The organism is Lentzea sp. NPDC004782, from assembly GCF_040609115.1.
In the GTDB taxonomy this organism is placed as follows: domain Bacteria; phylum Actinomycetota; class Actinomycetes; order Mycobacteriales; family Pseudonocardiaceae; genus Lentzea.
Map to the genome: position 1 here is coordinate 94,392 of NZ_JBEXJN010000032.1, position 17,679 is coordinate 112,070.

Below are 17,679 nucleotides of genomic sequence, written 5' to 3' on the forward strand. Positions count from 1 at the left end.
ATCAGATGAAGAACATGCCGCAACGGTAGCGACGCCGCCGGATCACGCCAACCGATTTATCGGCGAGCTCGGGCAGCGGCCGCGCCGGCGCCCAGCATCACGAGGACGATCGTGGCCATCGCCCACTTGCGGGACTTCGTCAGCGGCGTGGACTCGGCCTGGACCGCGATCTTCTTGACTGGCTGGGGTTTCTGGCGCGCGACGCGCACCGGGACGGGCTGCGGCCGCACGGACGGCGGTGGCGCGGTGGTCGTCACGGGCGGCGGCGGAACCACCGGAGCCGGAGTCCGTGCGGGAGGAGGCGCCGGTTTCGGTGCGGGCGGCGGAGGCGGCACCTCGGGGCGGGGCGCGGGCGGCTCGATGCGCGGCGGCATCGGGTTCGGCAGGCAGCCCGCCGCGTCGATCATGCCCTGCTGCGGGCCCGCCGACAGTTCGACCGCAGTGGTGCCGGTGATCCGGTAGACGCGGCTTCGGCCCTGATAACCGTTGTTGACGGCGAAGACCGTGCCCGTGGAGTTGATCACCACGGCGCCGTAGGTGGTCTTGCCGGGCAGGTCCTTGATCTCCCTGCGGCTCAGCACACGCCCGGTCACCGGGTCGAACGACACGACCTCGCCGGGGCCGTGGCCCGCGGCCGACACGCCGGTCAGCCCGCCGGCCGGGTCGGCGGTGAAGTCGTCGAGCGCGAGGGCGGGCCAGTCCAGCACGACGGTGCGCACGATCTTGAGGTAGGAGGCGCTGGCAGGGTCGATGTCGATCGCGTGCAGGCGGGCGTTGTCGCGCACGTAGAACGTGGTGCCGACGACCGTTCCCGCGGACACGTCGTCCGCGGGGAACCAGTGGGTGTCAACGGGTCCGAGGTCGCTGACCGCGCCCTTCTGGTCGATCAGGACGACGTGCGACGGGTTCTTCCACCAGGCGTGCCCCTTGGAGGTGAGTCCAACCAGTCGGCCCAGCGCGGCGGAGTACCCCAGCGCGTTCACCGCGTAGTCCAGCCGAGCTATCTCCGTCACCCCACCGGATGAAACGTCCAGTTTTGTGAACATCGACAGTGCGCCCCGATCGGATGAACGAACTTGAAATGCGTCACAGTTCGGCGGTGCGGCCTGGGCGCCAGCGCTGGTGAACGGCACGGAAAGCACCAGCAGAGACGAGACGGCGCTCAACACGAGCAAATCGTGCCGCCACCGGGACGGCGCAGTCCAATACGACAACCGGGTATCTCTGCTGTTGCCGCGCATTTCCACCTGACCATTGCTCGTTCACCAGACCGTGCTGTACCGGTCACAGTAGACCGTGGTCTAATCGCACACCAGAAAGGAGCCGAATTGAGTATTTACGTCTCCGGCCTGCTCTGGGTTCTCGGTGCGGCCGCCGTCTCGTCCATCATCGTCGTCATCACTCGGCGATTCGGCTCGGAGGAGGTCGGCGAGAAGAACCTCGGTGCCGGCGGCTCGGTGTTCAGCATCGTCGCGGGCCTGCACGCCGTACTGGTCGCGTTCATCCTCATCTCGCTGTTCGACGCGGCCAACAACGCCGGGGACCAGGTGCAGAAGGAGGCCAACGCGCTCGTCGCCGTCGACTGGGCGTCCGACTCGCTGCCCGACCCCGCGAAGTCCAAGGTCGAACAGCTGATCAGGGACTACGTCGCCACCGTCGTGGACGACGAGTGGCCGCGCATGCGCGAGGGCGAGAGCGTCGGCAACCAGGGCTGGACCACGTTGAACCAGCTCAGGGACACGATCGCGGCGGCGGCACCGGACGGTGACTGGCAGCAGGACCGCAAGACCGAGGCCGCGAACCAGTTGTGGCAGGTCTACCAGGCCAGGCAGGAGCGGCTGGACGCGGCGGGCAACGGGGTCAACCCGGTCGTGTGGCTCGCGCTGCTGATCGGCACCGCGCTGTCGTTGCTGTTCCCGTACCTGTTCGGCGGGCCGAACCTGATCTCGCAGCTGCTGGTCACGATCACGCTGAGCTCGACGCTGGTTCTGCTGCTGTTCGCCATCTACCAGCTGCAGAACCCGTTCAGCGGGGGTGCGCACGTCCCGCCGGACGCGTTCAGCGCCGCACTGGACCGGCTGAGCTAGCGCGAATCGGTCATTCCGTCCGCATCTTCGATCTCCACGGACAACACCTCGCCGTCGATGACCTTCGGCAATGGGTCCGCGCTGGCGAAGTAGCGATTTGCGAATGCGCCGACCGCTCTGGTAGAGGCGGCGTCGACGCCACCACCGATGACGCCGCCCAGCACCGGAACACCCTTCGCCGCGAGGGTGCCGATTTTCTTTGTACCGTATTTTGTGATGAGTGCCGACGCGGCCTTCTTGGTGAACTGCTTGATGCCGACTTTCTTGAACAGCTCGGTTCCGGCGTTGCCGAGCAGACACAGCAGGATCGCCGTCTGCACCTCTTCGCTGTCCACGTCGTGGCCGCGCAACGACGCGATGGACGCGATGAGGTGCGTCTGGATCACGTAAGCGGCCGCGACGTTGGAGGGCAACGAGATCGGCAGCGTGATCAGGCCGCCGAGGTTCGTGATGAAGCCCTGCGCACCGGCCAGCGCCACGTGGGTGCGGATCAGGTGCTTGATCGCGTCGGTCTCGCCGCCCTTCTTGACCAGCGCGTCGGACGCGGCCTCGCGGGCGCTCTTGAACGGGCCGAACCCGTCCACACCGGCGCGCAGCAAGTAGTCGGCGATGCCCTGCTGGACCTTGTTCAGCTCACCTTTGGACTCAGCCACGAACCCGACATTACGCGTCCAGGTGGCGCCACGCGGCGTCAACGGTCTGTTCCAGCAGTACCGCGATCGTCGTGGGACCCACTCCCCCTGGCACGGGTGTTATCAGGCCCGCGTGGGCGCACGCGGCGAAGTCGACGTCACCGACGTTGCCCTCGTTGTAGCCTGCGTCGATCACGACCGCGCCCGGCTTGATCCAGTCGCCCTGGACGAACCGCGGCTTGCCGACGGCGGCGACCACGATGTCCGCCGTGCGCACGATGTCCGCGAGGTCAGCGGTCTTGGAGTGGCAGATCGTGACCGTGGCGTCGCGGGCCAGCAGCAGCATGGCGGCGGGCTTGCCGAGGATCGGGCTGCGCCCGATCACGACCGCGTGCCTGCCCGCGATCTCCACGTCGTACGCGTCCAGCAGGCGGACGATGCCGCCGGGAGTGCAGGAGACGAACTCGTTGTAGCCGAAGGACATTCCGGCGAACGAGTGCATGGTCACGCCGTCGACGTCCTTGTGCGGCGCGATCGCCTCGAACGCCGCCCGCTCGTCGATGTGGTGCGGCACGGGGTGTTGCAGCAGGATGCCGTGCACCGCCGGGTCGTCCGACAGCTCGCGGATCTTCGCCACGAGCTCGCCGGTCGTGGTCTCCTCCGGGAGGGCCACGTGGCGGGACTCGATTCCCGCCTTGTGGCACCGGTTCTGCTTCATCCGCACGTAGGTGACCGACGCGGGGTCGTCGCCGACGAGCACGGTGGCGAGGCACGGCCTGCGACCCGTGTGCTTGGTGTAGTCGGCGGCCTTTTCGGACGCCTGCCGCACGATGTCGCGCGCGAGTTCGGTTCCCGGCATCAGATTCGTCATCAGTCGTCGATTGTAATGACCGCGCCCGTGCTGCCGTCCACGGTGATGCGTTCGCCGGTCCTGATGCGCGTCACGGCCTCCCGCACGCCGACCACCGCCGGAATGCCGTACTCGCGCGCCACCACCGCGCCGTGCGAGTTCGCCCCGCCCATCTCCATCACCAGGCCGCCCGCCGTCAGGAACAACGGTGTCCAGCCCGGATCCGTCGACGGCGCCACCAGGATCTCGCCGGGTTCGAGGTGCGCGCCGACCGGGTCCATCACGACCCGCGCGATCCCCGTGACGGTGCCCGCCGACGCCGGTGTGCCCACGAGGTCACCCTCGGCCGGGGTGCCGTGGTGCACGGCTTCGGGTTCCGTGCCGTCCGACAGCAGCACGCGCGGGATGTGCCGCCGCCGCATCTCGCGGTCGTAGACCTCGCGCCGCTCCGCCACGATCGCCCGCAACTCTCCTTGCAGGGAGCGCATTTCCTCGAAGTCCAGGAAGAACACGTCCTCCGCCGCGTCGAGGCGACCGTCCGCGGCGAGCTGGGCGCCGATCTCGGACACCCGCTTCCGCAGGGCACCGAACAGCGTGATGACCAGGTACTTCGGGTACTCCCGCAGACCGGCGAGCAACCTGGTGCGGCGCAACGCGAAACGCACGAACCAGCCCCGGCCCCAGGCCCGGCGGGCCAGGGTTTCGATCATCGCTTCGGCCTCGGCGGCTCCACGGGCGAAAACCACGTCCGGTGCGGCGTTCTCGTCCTCCACGCGCAGGAAGTTCCGCACGACGCCGATGACGTGCGTCGGGTCGTCGGACCACCGCGGCAGGCCGAGGTCGATCTCCGCGACGGCCCGGTGCCCCCACTTCGCGAGGAACCGGTCGAGGGCCGCGGGGCGTTCGCCGTTCTGGAACTGTTGCAGCGCTACGGGATCACGACGGATCTCCTGCGCGAGGTCCCACATCGCCATGTCCATCTCGGTGGTGATGTTGTTCGGCAGGCCGCGCAGCACGGTCTGGAGCTCGCCCGGCCGCACCTTCACGACCTTGCCGACGAGGCCGAGCATCGCGAAGCCCACCAGGGCGGTCGGCGCGAGCCGGGGCAGCATCGGAACGACGCACCGGCGCAGCGCCTGCTCGACGGGCAGGGCCGCCGACCTCTCCAGGACCTCGCGCTCCATGAGCAACGCGTTGCGCACCGCCTTCTCCGGGTTCACCAGGGCTTTCACTGCCGTGACCGGCAGGCTGAAGCGGCGCGCGAGCCGCAGCACGCGCTTGAGCGCGGGCGTCGCAGACGAGTTCCTGATGGCGAACCGCGGATCGTCGAACAGGCTGCGCAACACCTCGGACGAGCGCGCCTCCATCACGCCGAGCAGCCGCGTCACGACCTCGCGGCCGACCCGGCTCTGCAGAACCTTGGTGAAGTCGAAGAAGATGCGCTCGCCGCTCTCCACATAGGACTGACTCGCCGGGTCGCCGATCACGATCTCGAAGGCGGACCTGGCGATCTCGCGGAACGCCGCGCGGCCCATCGGCGTGATCGGGCGTTCGAGTCCCTGCGCGAGGCTGAAGCAGAAGTAGACGTGCGCGCCGCCGTCGGGGTTGTCCGGCAACGGGAACAGCGTCGTGATCGGGCGCGCCTGGGTGAGGTGCAGCTCGCCGTCGGCGTCGATCGCCCACTCGGTGTCCTGCGGCGAGCCGTAGTGCGCCTGCACCTTGCGGCCGAGGACGGCGAGCGCGTGGATCTGTCCGTCGGCCAGGCACGGCTCCTCGTTCTCGCCGGCCTCGACGTGCTCGGTTCCGCCGCCGGGCAGCGAGCGGATCAGGAACCTCTTGTCCCCCAGCCGCTTTTCCACGATCTCACCGCCGTCGACGACGAAGTGGTCCGGGTTGACCGCGCCCGACACCACCGCCTCGCCGAGACCGGGGCTCGCGTCGATGACGATCTGGTCGCGCTTGCCGGTGACCGGGTTCGCGGTGAACATCACGCCCGAGACCGCGGACTGCACCATCCGTTGCACCACGACGGCGAGGTACGTGGTGGTGTGGTCGATGCCGTTCGTCTCGCGGTAGCTGACCGCGCGATCGGTCCACAGCGACGCCCAGCACCGGCGCACCGCGTCGACCACCGCGTCCTCACCGACGACGTTGAGGAAAGTGTCCTGCTGGCCCGCGAAGCTCGCGAACGGCAGGTCCTCGGCCGTGGCACTGGAACGCACCGCGACCGGGACGCCGTCACCGAGCTCGCGATACGCGATGACGATCGCGTCCCGGATCTCCTGCGGCACAGGGGTTTCGAGCAACGTCCGGCGGGCGTTCTCCGGCGTGGTGCTCGCGAGCTCATCTGCCTCCGCGACGACGCGGTAGGCGTCCGTCGTGACGCAGAAGCCCTGCGGCACGGGCAGACCGGCCTTCGTGAGCTCGCCGAGGTTGGCAGCTTTGCCGCCCACGGTCGCGAGCATGGTGCCGTCGATGGCCCCGAAGTCCACGCAGTAGTCGTCCATGACGCTGAGGCTACGAGCGTCCGGCCAAAAACTCAACACGTGATGAATAAATCACACGGTCGGAGCGAAGTCCCTGATCAGAGCCGCGATCTCGGCCAGATCCTCTTCCAGCGCGAAGTGCCCGGTGTTCAGCAGGTGCAGCCGCGCGCCGGGCAGGTCGCGCAGGTACGCCTTCGCGCCGGGCTCGATGAAGAACGGGTCGCCCTTGCCCCACGCGATCAACGTCGGCGGCTGGTGCTCGCGCAGGTACGCCTGCCATTCCGGGTACCTGGCCACGTTGGAGTGGTAGTCGAGGAAGAGGTCGATCTGCGGTTCCGGGCGCAGGTCGAGGTAGTGCTGGTCCAGCGTCCACGTGTCGGGCGAGATCGTCTCGGGGTCGCGTGCGCCTTCCAGGTAGCCGAACTTGGTGTACTCCAGCGCGAGCATGTCGCGGGCGGCCTGCGGGTCGCGGTTGGCGATGAAACCGCGGGCGAGGTCCGACAGGCCGTCCTCGTAGGCGTTGCCGTTCTGCACGATCAAGCCCTTGATCCACTCGGGGTGGCGGGTGGCGACGCGGAAGCCGACCGGGGCGCCGAAGTCGAAGACGTACATCCGGAAGCCCGTGAACCCGATGGCCTCCAGCAACTTCTCGAGCGTGTCGGCGAGGAAGTCGAACGTGTAGGGCCGCTCGGGTGCGTCGCTGTGGCCGGAACCGGGGTTGTCGGGCGCGACGATGTGGAAGTCGCCCTTGAGCTCCTCGATGAGCCGCGCGTACTGGTGCGAGGCGGACGGAAACCCGTGCAGCAGCAGGAGCTTGGGCGCGTCCGGGTCGCCGGCCTCCCGGTAGAAGACCTTGATGCCGTCGACGTCGGCGAACCGGTGTCGTGTCACATGCCTCTTTGTCGTCATGACGCATTAGGCTAATGGGTAAGTACAATGATGTACAGTTAGTTTGTGCTCGCGATCGACTTCGTCAACACGCTGACGTCCGAGGACGACCGCTTGGACGAGTGGCTGTCGTCGCAGGGTTTGCCCTGGTCGGAGGCGTTCAGGGACCTGCGCGGCCACGTCGGGGCGGCGGTGCTCGCGGTGCGGGACGGCCTGGAGCCGGACCTGGCGCCGTTGAACGCCGCTCTGCGCGGCGCCCCGTCGTTCGAGGTGCTGACGTGGTCCGGTGCCGTGGAGGTCACGCGAGAACGGGAAGGCGACGAGGTCGCGCGGGGGCTCGCGCTGCTGGCGGACGCGGCGGCGGAACTGCTGGCGTCACCGGCCGCGCGGAAGGTGAAGACGTGCGAGGCACCGGGATGCCGGCTGCTGTTCGTGCCCGCGCACCCGCGGCGCCGGTGGTGTGATCCCGCGACGTGCGGGAACCGGGTGCGGGTGGCGCGGTACTACCAGCGGCACAAGGACTAGCGCAGCGCCCAGTCCGGGAGGGCTTCGCGTTCGGCGACCCACTCCGGCGGTGGCGCGGCGACGATGCCGCCCACGATCGCGGCGGTGGTGTCGACGTCTCCCCCGGCCCGCACACAGGTCGTGATGGCCGCACGGTAGTCCCCGAGGTGGTGCGCCGCGACCCAGAGCGTGAACGGGACGGTGTCCTGGGCCGTCACGCGGGAACCGTTGCCGAGGACGTACGCGGCCTCATCGGCGTCGGTGATCTTGCGCGCCTTCGCGATCCCCTTGCGCACGAACGAGTTCCCGTCGAGGTGGTCGAGTACGCCGCCGAGGAGATCCTGCTCCGTGCCCGTCAGGCGCGCTCTCGCCGCGATGGCCGCGGCGTGCGCCACGGCCACCCCGCCCGCGATGCCCTCCGGGTGCTGGTGGGTGACCTCGCTGGCCTGGATCGCTTTCACCGTCAGTGTTTCCGGCTTGTCGGCGAAGTACGCGCCGAGCGGCGCGATCCGCATCGCGGCCCCGTTGCCGCACGAGCCCTGGCCGTCGAACGCGCTCGCGGCCGCCTCTTTCCACGGCGTGCCCTGCCGGATCTTGCGCAGGATGGTGAAAGCCCCTGCGCCGTAACCGCGATAGGGCTCGCAGCGGTCGGCGAACGTCGCCGCGAGCCGGTCGGGATCGACGTCGCCGTGGTCACGGAGCTCGGCGACGAGGTTGCAGGCCATTTCGGTGTCGTCGGTCCACTCCCAGGGCCCTCGTGGCGGCTCGCCGGCCACGAGGTCGGACAGCGAGCGGCCGACCATGAAGAACTGTGCGCCCAGAGCGTCGCCGACGGAGAGCCCGTCGAGCGAGCGGTATGCGAGGTCAAGGCGCGCACGTGCATGCAGAACTATGCGCATCACGTGCGACTTTACCTTGCCGCGCGGCGGATTTCAGGCGATCACGGTGCCGCCGTCGACCGTGAGGATCGTGCCCGCGGTCCACGGCTGCGTCATCAGGTACAGGTACGCGTGCGCGATCTCCCCGACCTCGCCGACCCGCCCCAGAGGCAGCGTCCTGCCGACGTCGGCGTAGAGCTGCTCGGCGTCCGGTCCCCACAACGGGCTGCGCACCACGCCGGGACTGACCGCGTTGACCCGCACCGGCGCGAGCTCGACGGCCAGGGCCTTGGTCAGCGCCTCGACCGCGCCGCAGATGCTCGCCGCGACCGCCCAGCCCGGTCCCGGCCGGTCCTTCGCGATGCCCGTGGTCAGCGTGATGGAGGTGGTGACGTGCGCGGCTTTCACCGCGTCGAGCACGCTGAAGTACCTGAGACCGAAGAACGTTCGGGCGCGGTCCCGGTCGAGCGCGCTGATCTCCATCAGCTCCAGCGGCTCCCCCGCGGTGTAGACGAGGTGGTCGATCTCGCCGAGCGCGCGGAACGTCTCCGCGACGGCCCCGGGGTCGGTCAGGTCGGCCGCCCGTGTTGCGATGCCGGGCTGGGACTGTGGTGTGCGCGAGACGATCGTGACGTCAGCGCCCGCGTCCCGTGCTGCCCGGGCCGTGGCGAGGCCGATTCCCGAGGAGCCGCCGAGGACCGCGACCTGTTGTCCGTCCAGTGTGGATTTCATGGTGTCAGCGTGCTCGCGGGAGGGGTGCGCGGTCCAAGACCTGTCCGGTCGTCTGCCATACCCTGGAGGTATGGACCTGGACCTGCGGAAGCTGCGGTACTTCGTGGCGGTCGCGGAGCACCTCGGCTTCGGCCGCGCGGCCGAGGCGTTGCACATCGCGCAGCCCGTGCTGTCGCGGCAGATCCGCGCGTTCGAGGCGGAGCTGAAGGTGCGGCTGTTCGAGCGGTCCTCGAAGGGCACCACGCTGACACCGGCCGGCACGCAGCTGCTGGCCGACGCACGCCCGTTGCTGGCACAGGCTTCGGCGTTGCTGCGGCGGGTCGGCGCGGCGGACACGTTCACGATCGGGTTCATGCCGGGCCTGATCGTGACGCCGGCGGTGCGCGTGCTGGCGTCGCGGCATCCCGGCCTGCGGGTCGACGTCCTGCGCACGACGTGGGAGGACCAGGTCGAGGTGATCCACGACGGCCGCGTGGACGTGAGCTACGTGCGGCTGCCGGTCGCTCTGGACGGGTTGTGCTGCGTCCCGTTGTTCACCGAGCCGCGGGTGGCGGTGGTGCCGGCGACGCATCGGCTGGCAGGCAAGGAAAGCGTGCTGGAGGCGGACCTGTCCGGCGAGCGGCGCGTGCAGCACACCGACCCGCCGGGGTTCCGGTCCGTGGAGGAGAAGCTGGAGCACGTGGCGATGCACGGCGGGGTGGCGATCCTGCCGTTGTCGACCGCGGTGTTCTACTCGCGCGACGACCTGGTGCACGTGCCGATCGAGGACATCGCGCCGAACGAGGTCGCGCTGGCGTGGGCCGAGCACCGGCACACGCCGCTCATCGCGGAGTTCAGCGAGATTGCCCGGCAGGGGTGAAGACGAAGCTGTCGCGGAACCCGCCGTCCCCGCGCCGCGTCGCCATCAACCGCAGCTCCGGCATGAAGTGGAAGAACACCAGCGATCCGGACCGGTCCGGATAACCGAGCGTCTTCGAGTACTTCGGGTTGGTGCCGCCCAGCCACAACGGCGGCTCGCCGTACTCGGAGATCACGTCGTCGAGCACGCAGTCCTGTTCGCTCAGCACACCGGGAATCCGGCTGTCCGCGTCGAGCGACAGCCAGCCCTGCCGATGCGCGAGATCCGCGTACACCGAGGCCATGACGTCCTCGCTGCGGTGACCGAGCACCTCGTGCACCGCACCGCTCACCATCGCCGCGTTGGCCGCCCCGCGCGCGACGAGGGCGTCGAGCTCGGTCTGCCAGCGGTCCGTGCGGTCGTCGGCGAACGCCAGCGCGTCGAGCAGGGTGAGGATCACCGGCTCGCCGCCGTACATGCCGGGGCGCCGGACAGCCGCGTTCAGCTGGCCGAGCAGGTAACCGCGTAAGTCGTCGAACGAGCGCATTTGCGTTGTTCTATCACCCGGTGGGTCTGACGCCGGATGGGCGGTCCCCCGCGGGACCGCCCATCCGTCACTTCAGATCAGCTGCAGCCGGACGTGCTGCCGCAGCCCTCGCACAGGTAGCAGGACCCGGCCGGACGCATCTTCGTGCCGCAGGTCATGCACAGCGGCGCGTCGGCGGCCTTGCCCAGGTGCAGTTCCAGCAGCTCGGTCGAGCTGCCGACCTGCTTCGGCGCGGCGGTCTCGACCTGAGCCGGAGCCGCCTCCACCGAACCGCGCAGGCCTTCGAGGTCCACTTCGGACGACGCCGGCGTGCCGTAGTCGCTGGCCACCTGTGCGGAACGCTCGTCGGCGGTGAAGATGCCGAGCTGCGCGCGCTTGTCGTACGGCAGGTAGTCCAGCGCCAGGCGGCGGAACAGGTAGTCCAGCACCGAGGTCGCGATCCGGACGTCCGGGTCGTCGGTCATGCCCGCCGGCTCGAAGCGCAGGTTCTGGAACTTCGAGACGTAGAACTCCAGCGGGATGCCGTACTGCAGGCCCACCGAGATGGACATCGAGAACGCGTCCATCACACCGGCCAGCGTCGAGCCCTGCTTGCCGAGCTTGACGAAGACCTCGCCGAGGCCGTTGTCCGGGTAGGAACCGGCGGTCAGGTAGCCCTCGGCACCACCGACGGTGAACGACACGGTCTGCGACGGGCGCTTCTTCGGCAGGCGCTTGCGGACCGGGCGGTACTCGACGACCGTGTCCGCCTTCTTCTCCTCGGAAGCCTTCGCGGACTTGCCGGCCGACAGCGGCTGGCCGACCTTGCAGTTGTCGCGGTAGATCGCGAGCGCCTTCAGGCCGAGCTTCCAGCCCTGGTAGTAGATCTCCTCGACGTCCTCGACGGTCGCCGTCTCCGGCATGTTGACCGTCTTGGAGATCGCGCCGGACAGGAACGGCTGCGTGGCCGCCATCATCCGCACGTGGCCCATCGGTGCGATGGAACGCTCGCCCATCGCGCAGTCGAAGACCTCGTAGTGCTCGCGGCGCAGGCCCGGCGCGTCGACGACGTGGCCGTGCTCGCCGATGTACTCGACGATCGCCTCGATCTGCTCTTCCTGGTAGCCCAGCGCCTTCAGGGCGCGCGGCACGGTCTGGTTGACGATCTGCATCGAGCCGCCGCCGACGAGCTTCTTGAACTTGACCAGGGCCAGGTCCGGCTCGATACCGGTGGTGTCGCAGTCCATCATCAGGCCGATGGTGCCGGTGGGGGCCAGCACGGACGCCTGGGCGTTGCGCCAGCCGTTCTTCGCGCCGATCTCCAGCGCCTGCTGCCACGCCTCGGTCGCGACCTTGTGCACCGACGAGTCGTTCGCGTGGTAGGTGCGGATCAGGTCGTTGGCGGCGGCGTGCTTGCGCATGACGCGCTGGTGCGCGGTCTCGTTGCGCTTGTAGCCCTCGTACGGGCCGACGATGCCCGCGAGCTCCGCGGAACGGCGGTACGACACACCGGTCATCAACGACGTGATGGTCGCGGCGAGCGCGCGGCCGCCCTCGGAGTCGTACGCGTGGCCGGTCGCCATCAGCAGCGCGCCGAGGTTGGCGTAGCCGATGCCGAGCTGGCGGAACTTGCGGGTGGTGTCCGCGATCGGCTCGGTCGGGAAGTCCGCGAAGCAGATCGAGATGTCCATCGCGGTGATGATCAGCTCGACGGCCTTGGCGAACGTGACGGCGTCGAACTTGCCGTCGTCACCGAGGAACTTGAGCAGGTTCAGCGACGCGAGGTTGCAGCTGGAGTTGTCCAGGTGCATGTACTCCGAGCACGGGTTGGACGCGGTGATGCGGCCCGACTCCGGGCAGGTGTGCCAGTCGTTGATCGTGTCGTCGTACTGGATGCCGGGGTCGGCGCACTCCCACGCGGCCTTCGCGAGCTTGCCGAACAGCGTCTTGGCGTCGACGCGCTCGATGACCTCACCGGTCTGGCGGGCGCGCAGGCCGAAGTCCGAGCCGCTCTCGTAGGCGTGCATGAACTCGTCCGACACGCGGATCGAGTTGTTCGCGTTCTGGTACTGCACCGACACGATGTCCGCGCCGCCGAGGTCCATGTCGAACCCGGCGTCGCGCAGCGCGCGGATCTTGTCCTCCTCGCGCGCCTTGGTCTCGATGAACTCCTCGACGTCCGGGTGGTCGACGTCGAGCACGACCATCTTCGCGGCACGACGGGTGGCGCCACCGGACTTGATGGTTCCCGCGGACGCGTCGGCGCCGCGCATGAACGACACCGGGCCGGACGCGGTGCCGCCGGAGGACAGCAGCTCCTTGGACGAACGGATGCGCGAGAGGTTCAGGCCGGCACCGGAGCCGCCCTTGAAGATCAGGCCCTCCTCGCGGTACCAGTTCAGGATCGACTCCATCGTGTCGTCGACCGCGAGGATGAAGCACGCGCTGACCTGCTGCGGCGACGACGTGCCGACGTTGAACCACACCGGCGAGTTGAAGCTGAACACCTGGTGCAGAAGCATGTAGGTGAGCTCGTGCTCGAAGATCTCGGCGTCCGCGTCGCCTGCGAAGTAGCCGTGTTCCTTGCCCGCGCCCACGTAGGTCTTCACCACGCGGTCGATCAGCTGGCGCAGCGACTGCTCGCGCTTGTCACTGCCCACCGCACCGCGGAAGTACTTGCTGGTGACGATGTTGGTGGCGTTCACCGACCAGAAGTCGGGGAACTCGACACCGCGCTGCTCGAAGTTCACCGAGCCGTCGCGCCAGTTCGTCATGACGACGTCGCGGCGCTCCCAGGTGACCTCGTCGTAGGGGTGGCGGCCTTCGGTGGTGTAGACGCGCTGGACCTTCAGCGCGGCAGGCTTGGCAGCCGCCCGTGCGGCTGTCTTCTTCGCTGAGCCGCCGACGGTCTCGGTCACGGTGGATCTCCCTCGTGCTGGTGCTTGGAAAAGATGATGTGGGCGCGCGCTCGTGCGCGCGGATCACTGCTCTTGAGCCGCTTCGGCCCGGGCAGTGCGAAGATCAAGGATTTCCTTCTCGAAGTCCTCGACGGACGAGAAGGACCTGTAGACGCTCGCGAAGCGCAGATAGGCGACCTCGTCGAGCTCGCGCAGGGGGCCGAGAATGGCGAGGCCCACCTCGTGACTCGGGATTTCCGCACATCCCGTCGACCGGATCGACTCTTCCACTCGCTGGGCGAGCTGCTGGAACGCGTCCTCGTCGACCGGGCGGCCCTGGCACGCCCTGCGCACACCGACGACCACCTTGTCGCGGCTGAAGGGCTCCGTCACCCCGGAGCGCTTGACCACGGCGAGAACCGCTTCTTCGACCGTGGTGAACCTGCGGCTGCAGCTGTTGCAGGAGCGACGACGACGGATCACCTGACCCTCGTCGACCTCACGGGAGTCCACCACCCGCGAGTCCGAATGGCGGCAGAACGGACACCGCACGCCAACTCACCCCTTCCCCAGCGCAGCACCCGTCACAGCAGCCACACTGGTCGGGTTACCCACAACCTGTGGACTACTTACAACGGTGTAACCACTAGATGTAGGGGTAGAACCTAGATCGCCACGCAAGAGGTTGCAACTCGACACGGCGTGTCGGCCGACACTCGGATGGAGGAATCCGAGATGAACTGCGACTACTACGCACCGACGTCGGCACGTGACCGTCGCGCAACCTCCGAGGCGACGCGCACGTCGTATTTTTGTGAGGCGTCACTCTAGTGGCGCAACGACCAGAGGAGATCTTCTTGGGGTCTGGGGCGAAGAGGGCCGGGCTGGCGGCCCTGCTGGTGGCCGCGAGCAGCGCACTGGCACCGGCGGCGCAGGCCGCCACGTCGTCGGTGACGGCCACGTGCACGGAGGGTGACTTCAGCGGCAGGTTCACGCTGAGCTACGACATCGGCGCGGAGTACCGGCTGAAGACGGGCAGAGGCGCGGCGGGCCCGTACATCGCCGACACCGGTGCGATGCGCGTCCGGGTGATGCACCGCGAGGGAGCCATGCAGACCACTCTGCTCACGCGGTCGAAGTCCGGCCTGAAGTCGGACGAGGTCGGCGAGGTGCCCGTCAACGGCACGGACGCGCCGCGCTCGGGGCGTGCCTGGGTGGAGGTGCGGTTCTCCGACAGCAGCGGCGTGAAATGCACGGCGGAGAGGGACCTGCGCTGAAATATCTCCTGCTCGGACCGGTCACGGTCCTCGGGCCGGCCAGACCCGTGCGCCCGGCCGGCCCGAAGCAGGCGTCGGTGCTGGCGGCGCTGCTGCTCAGCCCGTGCCGGGTCGTGCCGGAGGACCGGCTGATCGACCTGACCTGGGGTGAGCAGGCGCCGCGCAGCGCCCGCGGACGGTTGCAGGTGCACGTGTCCGACCTGCGCAAACTGCTCGGCGCCGAGGTGATCACGCGCAGCGCGTCCGGCTACTCGATCGAGGTCGCGCCGGGCTCACGCGACCTCGACGTGGTCGACGACGCCGTCGCCCAGGCCAGGACGCTCACCGGCGAGGCCGCCATCGCGCGGCTGCGCGAGGCGCTCGCGTTGTGGACGGGCACGCCGCTGGACGGCGTGAGCGACGAGCTGGCCGAGCTGGAACGCCCCGCGCTGGTCGAGCGACGGCTCGCGATCGCCGAGGAGCTGCACGAGCTCCAGCTCGCCGAGGGCCACCACGCGGAAGCGGCCGGCGGTCTGCGCAAGCTCGTCGACGAGCACCCGTACCGCGAACGGCCGCGCGCCGCGCTGATGCTCGCGCTGCACCGGTGCGGACGGACCGCCGAGGCGCTGGAGGTGTACTCCCAGGGCCACGAGCTGCTGGCGTCCGAGCTCGGCCTCGAGCCTGGACAGGCGTTGCGGGACGCGCAGCTGCACGTCCTGCGCGGCGGGGAACAGGCTCCCGCCCGGACGTTCACCGAGGTGCGACCGGCCGAACTCCCTTTTGCCGCAAGGGGTTTCGCGGGTCGTGCCGCTGAGCTTGCGGCGCTGGAGGACGGCGAGGACGGCGTGTGGCTCATCACCGGCACCGCGGGCGTCGGGAAGACCGCGCTCGCCGTGCAGTGGGCACATGCCGCCCGCGACCGCTACCCCGACGGGCAGCTGTACGTGAACCTGCGCGGGTTCGACGCCGACGACGAACCGCTCAGCCCGGCCGCCGCACTGGCGCAGCTGCTGCGCGCGCTCGGTGCCACACCGTCCGAATCGGACGACCAAAGTGGACTTTTCCGGTCACTGCTGGCCGATCGGAAGGCTTTGGTGGTGCTGGACAACGCACGTGACGCCGCCCAGGTGCTGCCGCTCCTGCCGTCGTCCGGACGCGTGCTGGTGACCAGCAGGCACCGGCTGAGCGACCTGGTCGCCCGCACCGGCGCCCGCACGATCACCCTGGCGCAGCTCCCCGCACAGGACTCGCGCGCACTGCTCGTCTCGGCGCTCGGTGCGGACCGCGTCGCCGCCGAACCCACCGCCGCGGCCGACCTGGCCGAGGTCTGCGGCCACCACCCGCTGGCGTTGCGCATCGCCGCGGCGGGCGTGGGCACCAGCATCGGATCAGCGGTCGCGGAGCTGCGCGCCGACCCGCTGCTCGCCTTCGACGGGGCGGAGCGCAGCGCGGTCGCCACGGCGTTCTCCGTGTCCTACCAAGCACTTCCCGCCGATCAGCAGCGGCTGTTCCGGCTGCTCGGGGTCGTGCCCGGGCCGGACTTCACGCCGCACGACGCAGCCGCGCTGCTCGACGCCGGGGCCGGTGTGGCGACCCGGCTGCTGCGCGGTCTGAGCGCCGCGAACCTGGTCGAGGCGCATGCACCCGGCCGCTACCGGTTCCACGACCTGGTGCGCCGCTACGCGGAGGAACGCTCTGACGCGGAAGAGGCCACGCCGGCGTGGGAGAGGTTGTTCTCCGGCTATCTGGCGGCCGCCGACGCGGCGGTGGCGCAACTGGGCAAGCGGGTCGTGTCCCTCCCGCGCGACGACGAACCGGCCGAGAGCCCTGTGCGGTTCGCGAACAGCGCGGAAGCCGTGGCGTGGCTGGACGTCGAGGCGCCCAACCTGGTCGCCGCCTTGCGGCGGGCCGCGGTGACCGGGCCGCGCCCGCAGGTCTGGTATCTCGCCGACGCGGTGCGGCGGTTCTTCCACGACCACGGCAGACGTGCCGAGTGGCTTGAGCTCGCGACGGTGCTGTTGCCCGCGGCCCGGCGGCACGAGGCGCACGCCGCGGAAGCGTTGCTGCACCTGACCACGGGCGGCGCCGCCTTCCGCGAGGGACGGCACACCGACGGTGTCGCGCACACCGAGGACGCGGCGCGGGCGAGCCGGACGTGCGGCTGGCGCGAGTGCGAGGCGACGGCGGTGTCGAACCTCGGGTCCATGCTGGACTGGACGGGCAGGCTCGCCGAGGCGGTCGAGCACAGCCTGCGCGCGATCGAGCTGTTCCGCGAGCTGGGCAACCCGTCGGGCGAAAGCCACGCGCTGAACTCATTGAGCTGTCACTACCGGCAGCTCGGCAGGCTGACCGAGGCCAGGAAGTGCCTCGACGAGTCGGTTCGGTTGTGCCGCAAGAACTCTCTCGCTTTCTGGGAAGCCGCCAACCTGGCGGATCTGGGATCGGTGCTGCTCGCGCTCGGCGATGTCGCGGACGCCGAGCACACGCTGCTGCTCGCGCTGGAGTCGTTCCGCGAGCAGGGATCCCGCTTCGGTGAGGCGACGGCGCTGAGCGGGCTGTGCGCCGTGCACCTGGCCCGCGACGACCACGACACCGCCCGCAGGACCGCCGCCGAGGCGCTGGAGTGCGCCCGGCAGGACGGTGACAAGCAGGCGGAAGCCGTGGCGTTGATCGGACTGGGCCGTGCGACGCCGGCACGGGAACACCTGGTGCGGGCGTTGGAGATCGCGACGCGGTCCGGCCTGCGCGGACTGGAGGCGGAAGCGTCCGCCGCACTCGCCCACGTCCTCGCCGCTGCCGATCCGGCGGTGGCGCGGCCGCACGCGACCACCGCTCTCGACGTGGCGCGAACGGGCGGGTTCCGGCTCCTGGAAGCGGAGGCGCTGCTCGCCGTCGCCGCCGTGGAGTCGGCCTCCGGTGCGCAGGCGCAGGCCGGACACGCGGCGCGGGAGGCCCTGCGCATCTGGCGCGAGACCGGGCACGTCACCGGCGTCGCACGCGCGACGCGCATGCTGGAAGGCCTCACCGCGCGGTCGGGGAAGGGGGGCCGCGGGGCCCCGGGAACAACCGGAGAACCCGGGGGCGCCGGCCGGGGGGGTGGGGGCC

The 17,679-nt window shown here is 69.6% G+C and carries 15 protein-coding genes; 5 read left to right on the top strand and 10 right to left on the bottom strand.

The genetic code is table 11. The features are described from left to right. Positions 1–56: 56 nt before the first annotated feature. The gene (locus ABZV40_RS27945; RefSeq protein WP_355447667.1) at positions 57–1,013 is read right to left on the bottom strand and encodes a hypothetical protein; all 957 of its coding nucleotides are present in this window, start codon (positions 1,011–1,013) and stop codon (positions 57–59) included. Positions 1,014–1,328: 315 nt separating this feature from the next. Here ABZV40_RS27945 and ABZV40_RS27950 point away from each other — a divergent pair, with 315 nt between their 5' ends. Beyond that, entirely contained in the window at positions 1,329–2,087 is a 759-nt protein-coding gene (locus ABZV40_RS27950) for a DUF4239 domain-containing protein (protein ID WP_355447670.1), read from the top strand. Here the strand turns inward: ABZV40_RS27950 and ABZV40_RS27955 are convergent. The 4 genes from ABZV40_RS27955 to ABZV40_RS27970 are packed head-to-tail and all read right to left on the bottom strand — an operon-like array spanning position 2,084 to position 6,964. Further along, a complete protein-coding gene (locus ABZV40_RS27955) occupies positions 2,084–2,740 on the bottom strand; it encodes an EcsC family protein (protein WP_355447672.1) in 657 nt (218 codons plus the stop codon). The two genes, ABZV40_RS27950 and ABZV40_RS27955, sit on opposite strands and share 4 nt — an antisense overlap. A gap of 10 nt (positions 2,741–2,750) precedes the next feature. Continuing rightward, on the bottom strand, positions 2,751–3,593 hold the full coding sequence (locus tag ABZV40_RS27960; RefSeq protein WP_355447710.1) for a tetrahydrofolate dehydrogenase/cyclohydrolase catalytic domain-containing protein: 843 nt from the start codon (positions 3,591–3,593) through the stop codon (positions 2,751–2,753). Continuing rightward, positions 3,590–6,076, bottom strand: a complete 2,487-nt coding sequence (locus tag ABZV40_RS27965) for a PEP/pyruvate-binding domain-containing protein (RefSeq protein ID WP_355447674.1) — start codon at positions 6,074–6,076, stop codon at positions 3,590–3,592. Before ABZV40_RS27965 ends, ABZV40_RS27960 begins: the two co-directional genes overlap by 4 nt. A gap of 51 nt (positions 6,077–6,127) precedes the next feature. Further along, complete coding sequence (locus ABZV40_RS27970) at positions 6,128–6,964, bottom strand: alpha/beta hydrolase (RefSeq protein ID WP_355447677.1); 837 nt, start codon at positions 6,962–6,964, stop codon at positions 6,128–6,130. Positions 6,965–7,009: 45 nt separating this feature from the next. Between ABZV40_RS27970 and ABZV40_RS27975 the strand changes: the two genes are divergently transcribed. Then, positions 7,010–7,468, top strand: a complete 459-nt coding sequence (locus ABZV40_RS27975; protein WP_355447678.1) for a CGNR zinc finger domain-containing protein — start codon at positions 7,010–7,012, stop codon at positions 7,466–7,468. Here ABZV40_RS27975 and ABZV40_RS27980 read toward each other — a convergent pair. Beyond that, positions 7,465–8,346: an ADP-ribosylglycohydrolase family protein gene (locus ABZV40_RS27980; RefSeq protein ID WP_355447681.1), complete on the bottom strand. Its 882-nt coding sequence runs from the start codon at positions 8,344–8,346 to the stop codon at positions 7,465–7,467. The two genes, ABZV40_RS27975 and ABZV40_RS27980, sit on opposite strands and share 4 nt — an antisense overlap. 33 nt (positions 8,347–8,379) lie before the next feature. After that, on the bottom strand, positions 8,380–9,057 hold the full coding sequence (locus ABZV40_RS27985) for an SDR family oxidoreductase (protein WP_355447684.1): 678 nt from the start codon (positions 9,055–9,057) through the stop codon (positions 8,380–8,382). Positions 9,058–9,127: 70 nt separating this feature from the next. Here ABZV40_RS27985 and ABZV40_RS27990 point away from each other — a divergent pair, with 70 nt between their 5' ends. Next, positions 9,128–9,916 carry a LysR substrate-binding domain-containing protein gene (locus ABZV40_RS27990; protein ID WP_355447686.1) on the top strand — a complete coding sequence of 263 codons (789 nt, stop codon included), beginning with the start codon at positions 9,128–9,130 and terminating at the stop codon, positions 9,914–9,916. Here ABZV40_RS27990 and ABZV40_RS27995 read toward each other — a convergent pair. The 3 genes from ABZV40_RS27995 to nrdR form a co-directional block, all read right to left on the bottom strand. Beyond that, a complete protein-coding gene (locus tag ABZV40_RS27995) occupies positions 9,891–10,442 on the bottom strand; it encodes a hypothetical protein (RefSeq protein WP_355447689.1) in 552 nt (183 codons plus the stop codon). The two genes, ABZV40_RS27990 and ABZV40_RS27995, sit on opposite strands and share 26 nt — an antisense overlap. A gap of 77 nt (positions 10,443–10,519) precedes the next feature. Next, positions 10,520–13,339 (bottom strand): vitamin B12-dependent ribonucleotide reductase, encoded by a 2,820-nt coding sequence (locus ABZV40_RS28000; protein ID WP_355447692.1) that lies wholly within the window; start codon positions 13,337–13,339, stop codon positions 10,520–10,522. Positions 13,340–13,402: 63 nt separating this feature from the next. Next, complete coding sequence (nrdR, locus tag ABZV40_RS28005) at positions 13,403–13,870, bottom strand: transcriptional regulator NrdR (RefSeq protein WP_053738461.1); 468 nt, start codon at positions 13,868–13,870, stop codon at positions 13,403–13,405. A gap of 305 nt (positions 13,871–14,175) precedes the next feature. On the opposite strand from nrdR, the gene ABZV40_RS28010 reads away from it, so the two are divergent. Then, the gene (locus ABZV40_RS28010) at positions 14,176–14,595 is read left to right on the top strand and encodes a hypothetical protein (protein ID WP_355447695.1); all 420 of its coding nucleotides are present in this window, start codon (positions 14,176–14,178) and stop codon (positions 14,593–14,595) included. Continuing rightward, a partial coding sequence (locus ABZV40_RS28015; RefSeq protein ID WP_355447698.1) for a BTAD domain-containing putative transcriptional regulator occupies positions 14,568–17,679 on the top strand: 3,112 nt, incomplete at its 3' end. The genes ABZV40_RS28010 and ABZV40_RS28015, both read left to right, overlap by 28 nt.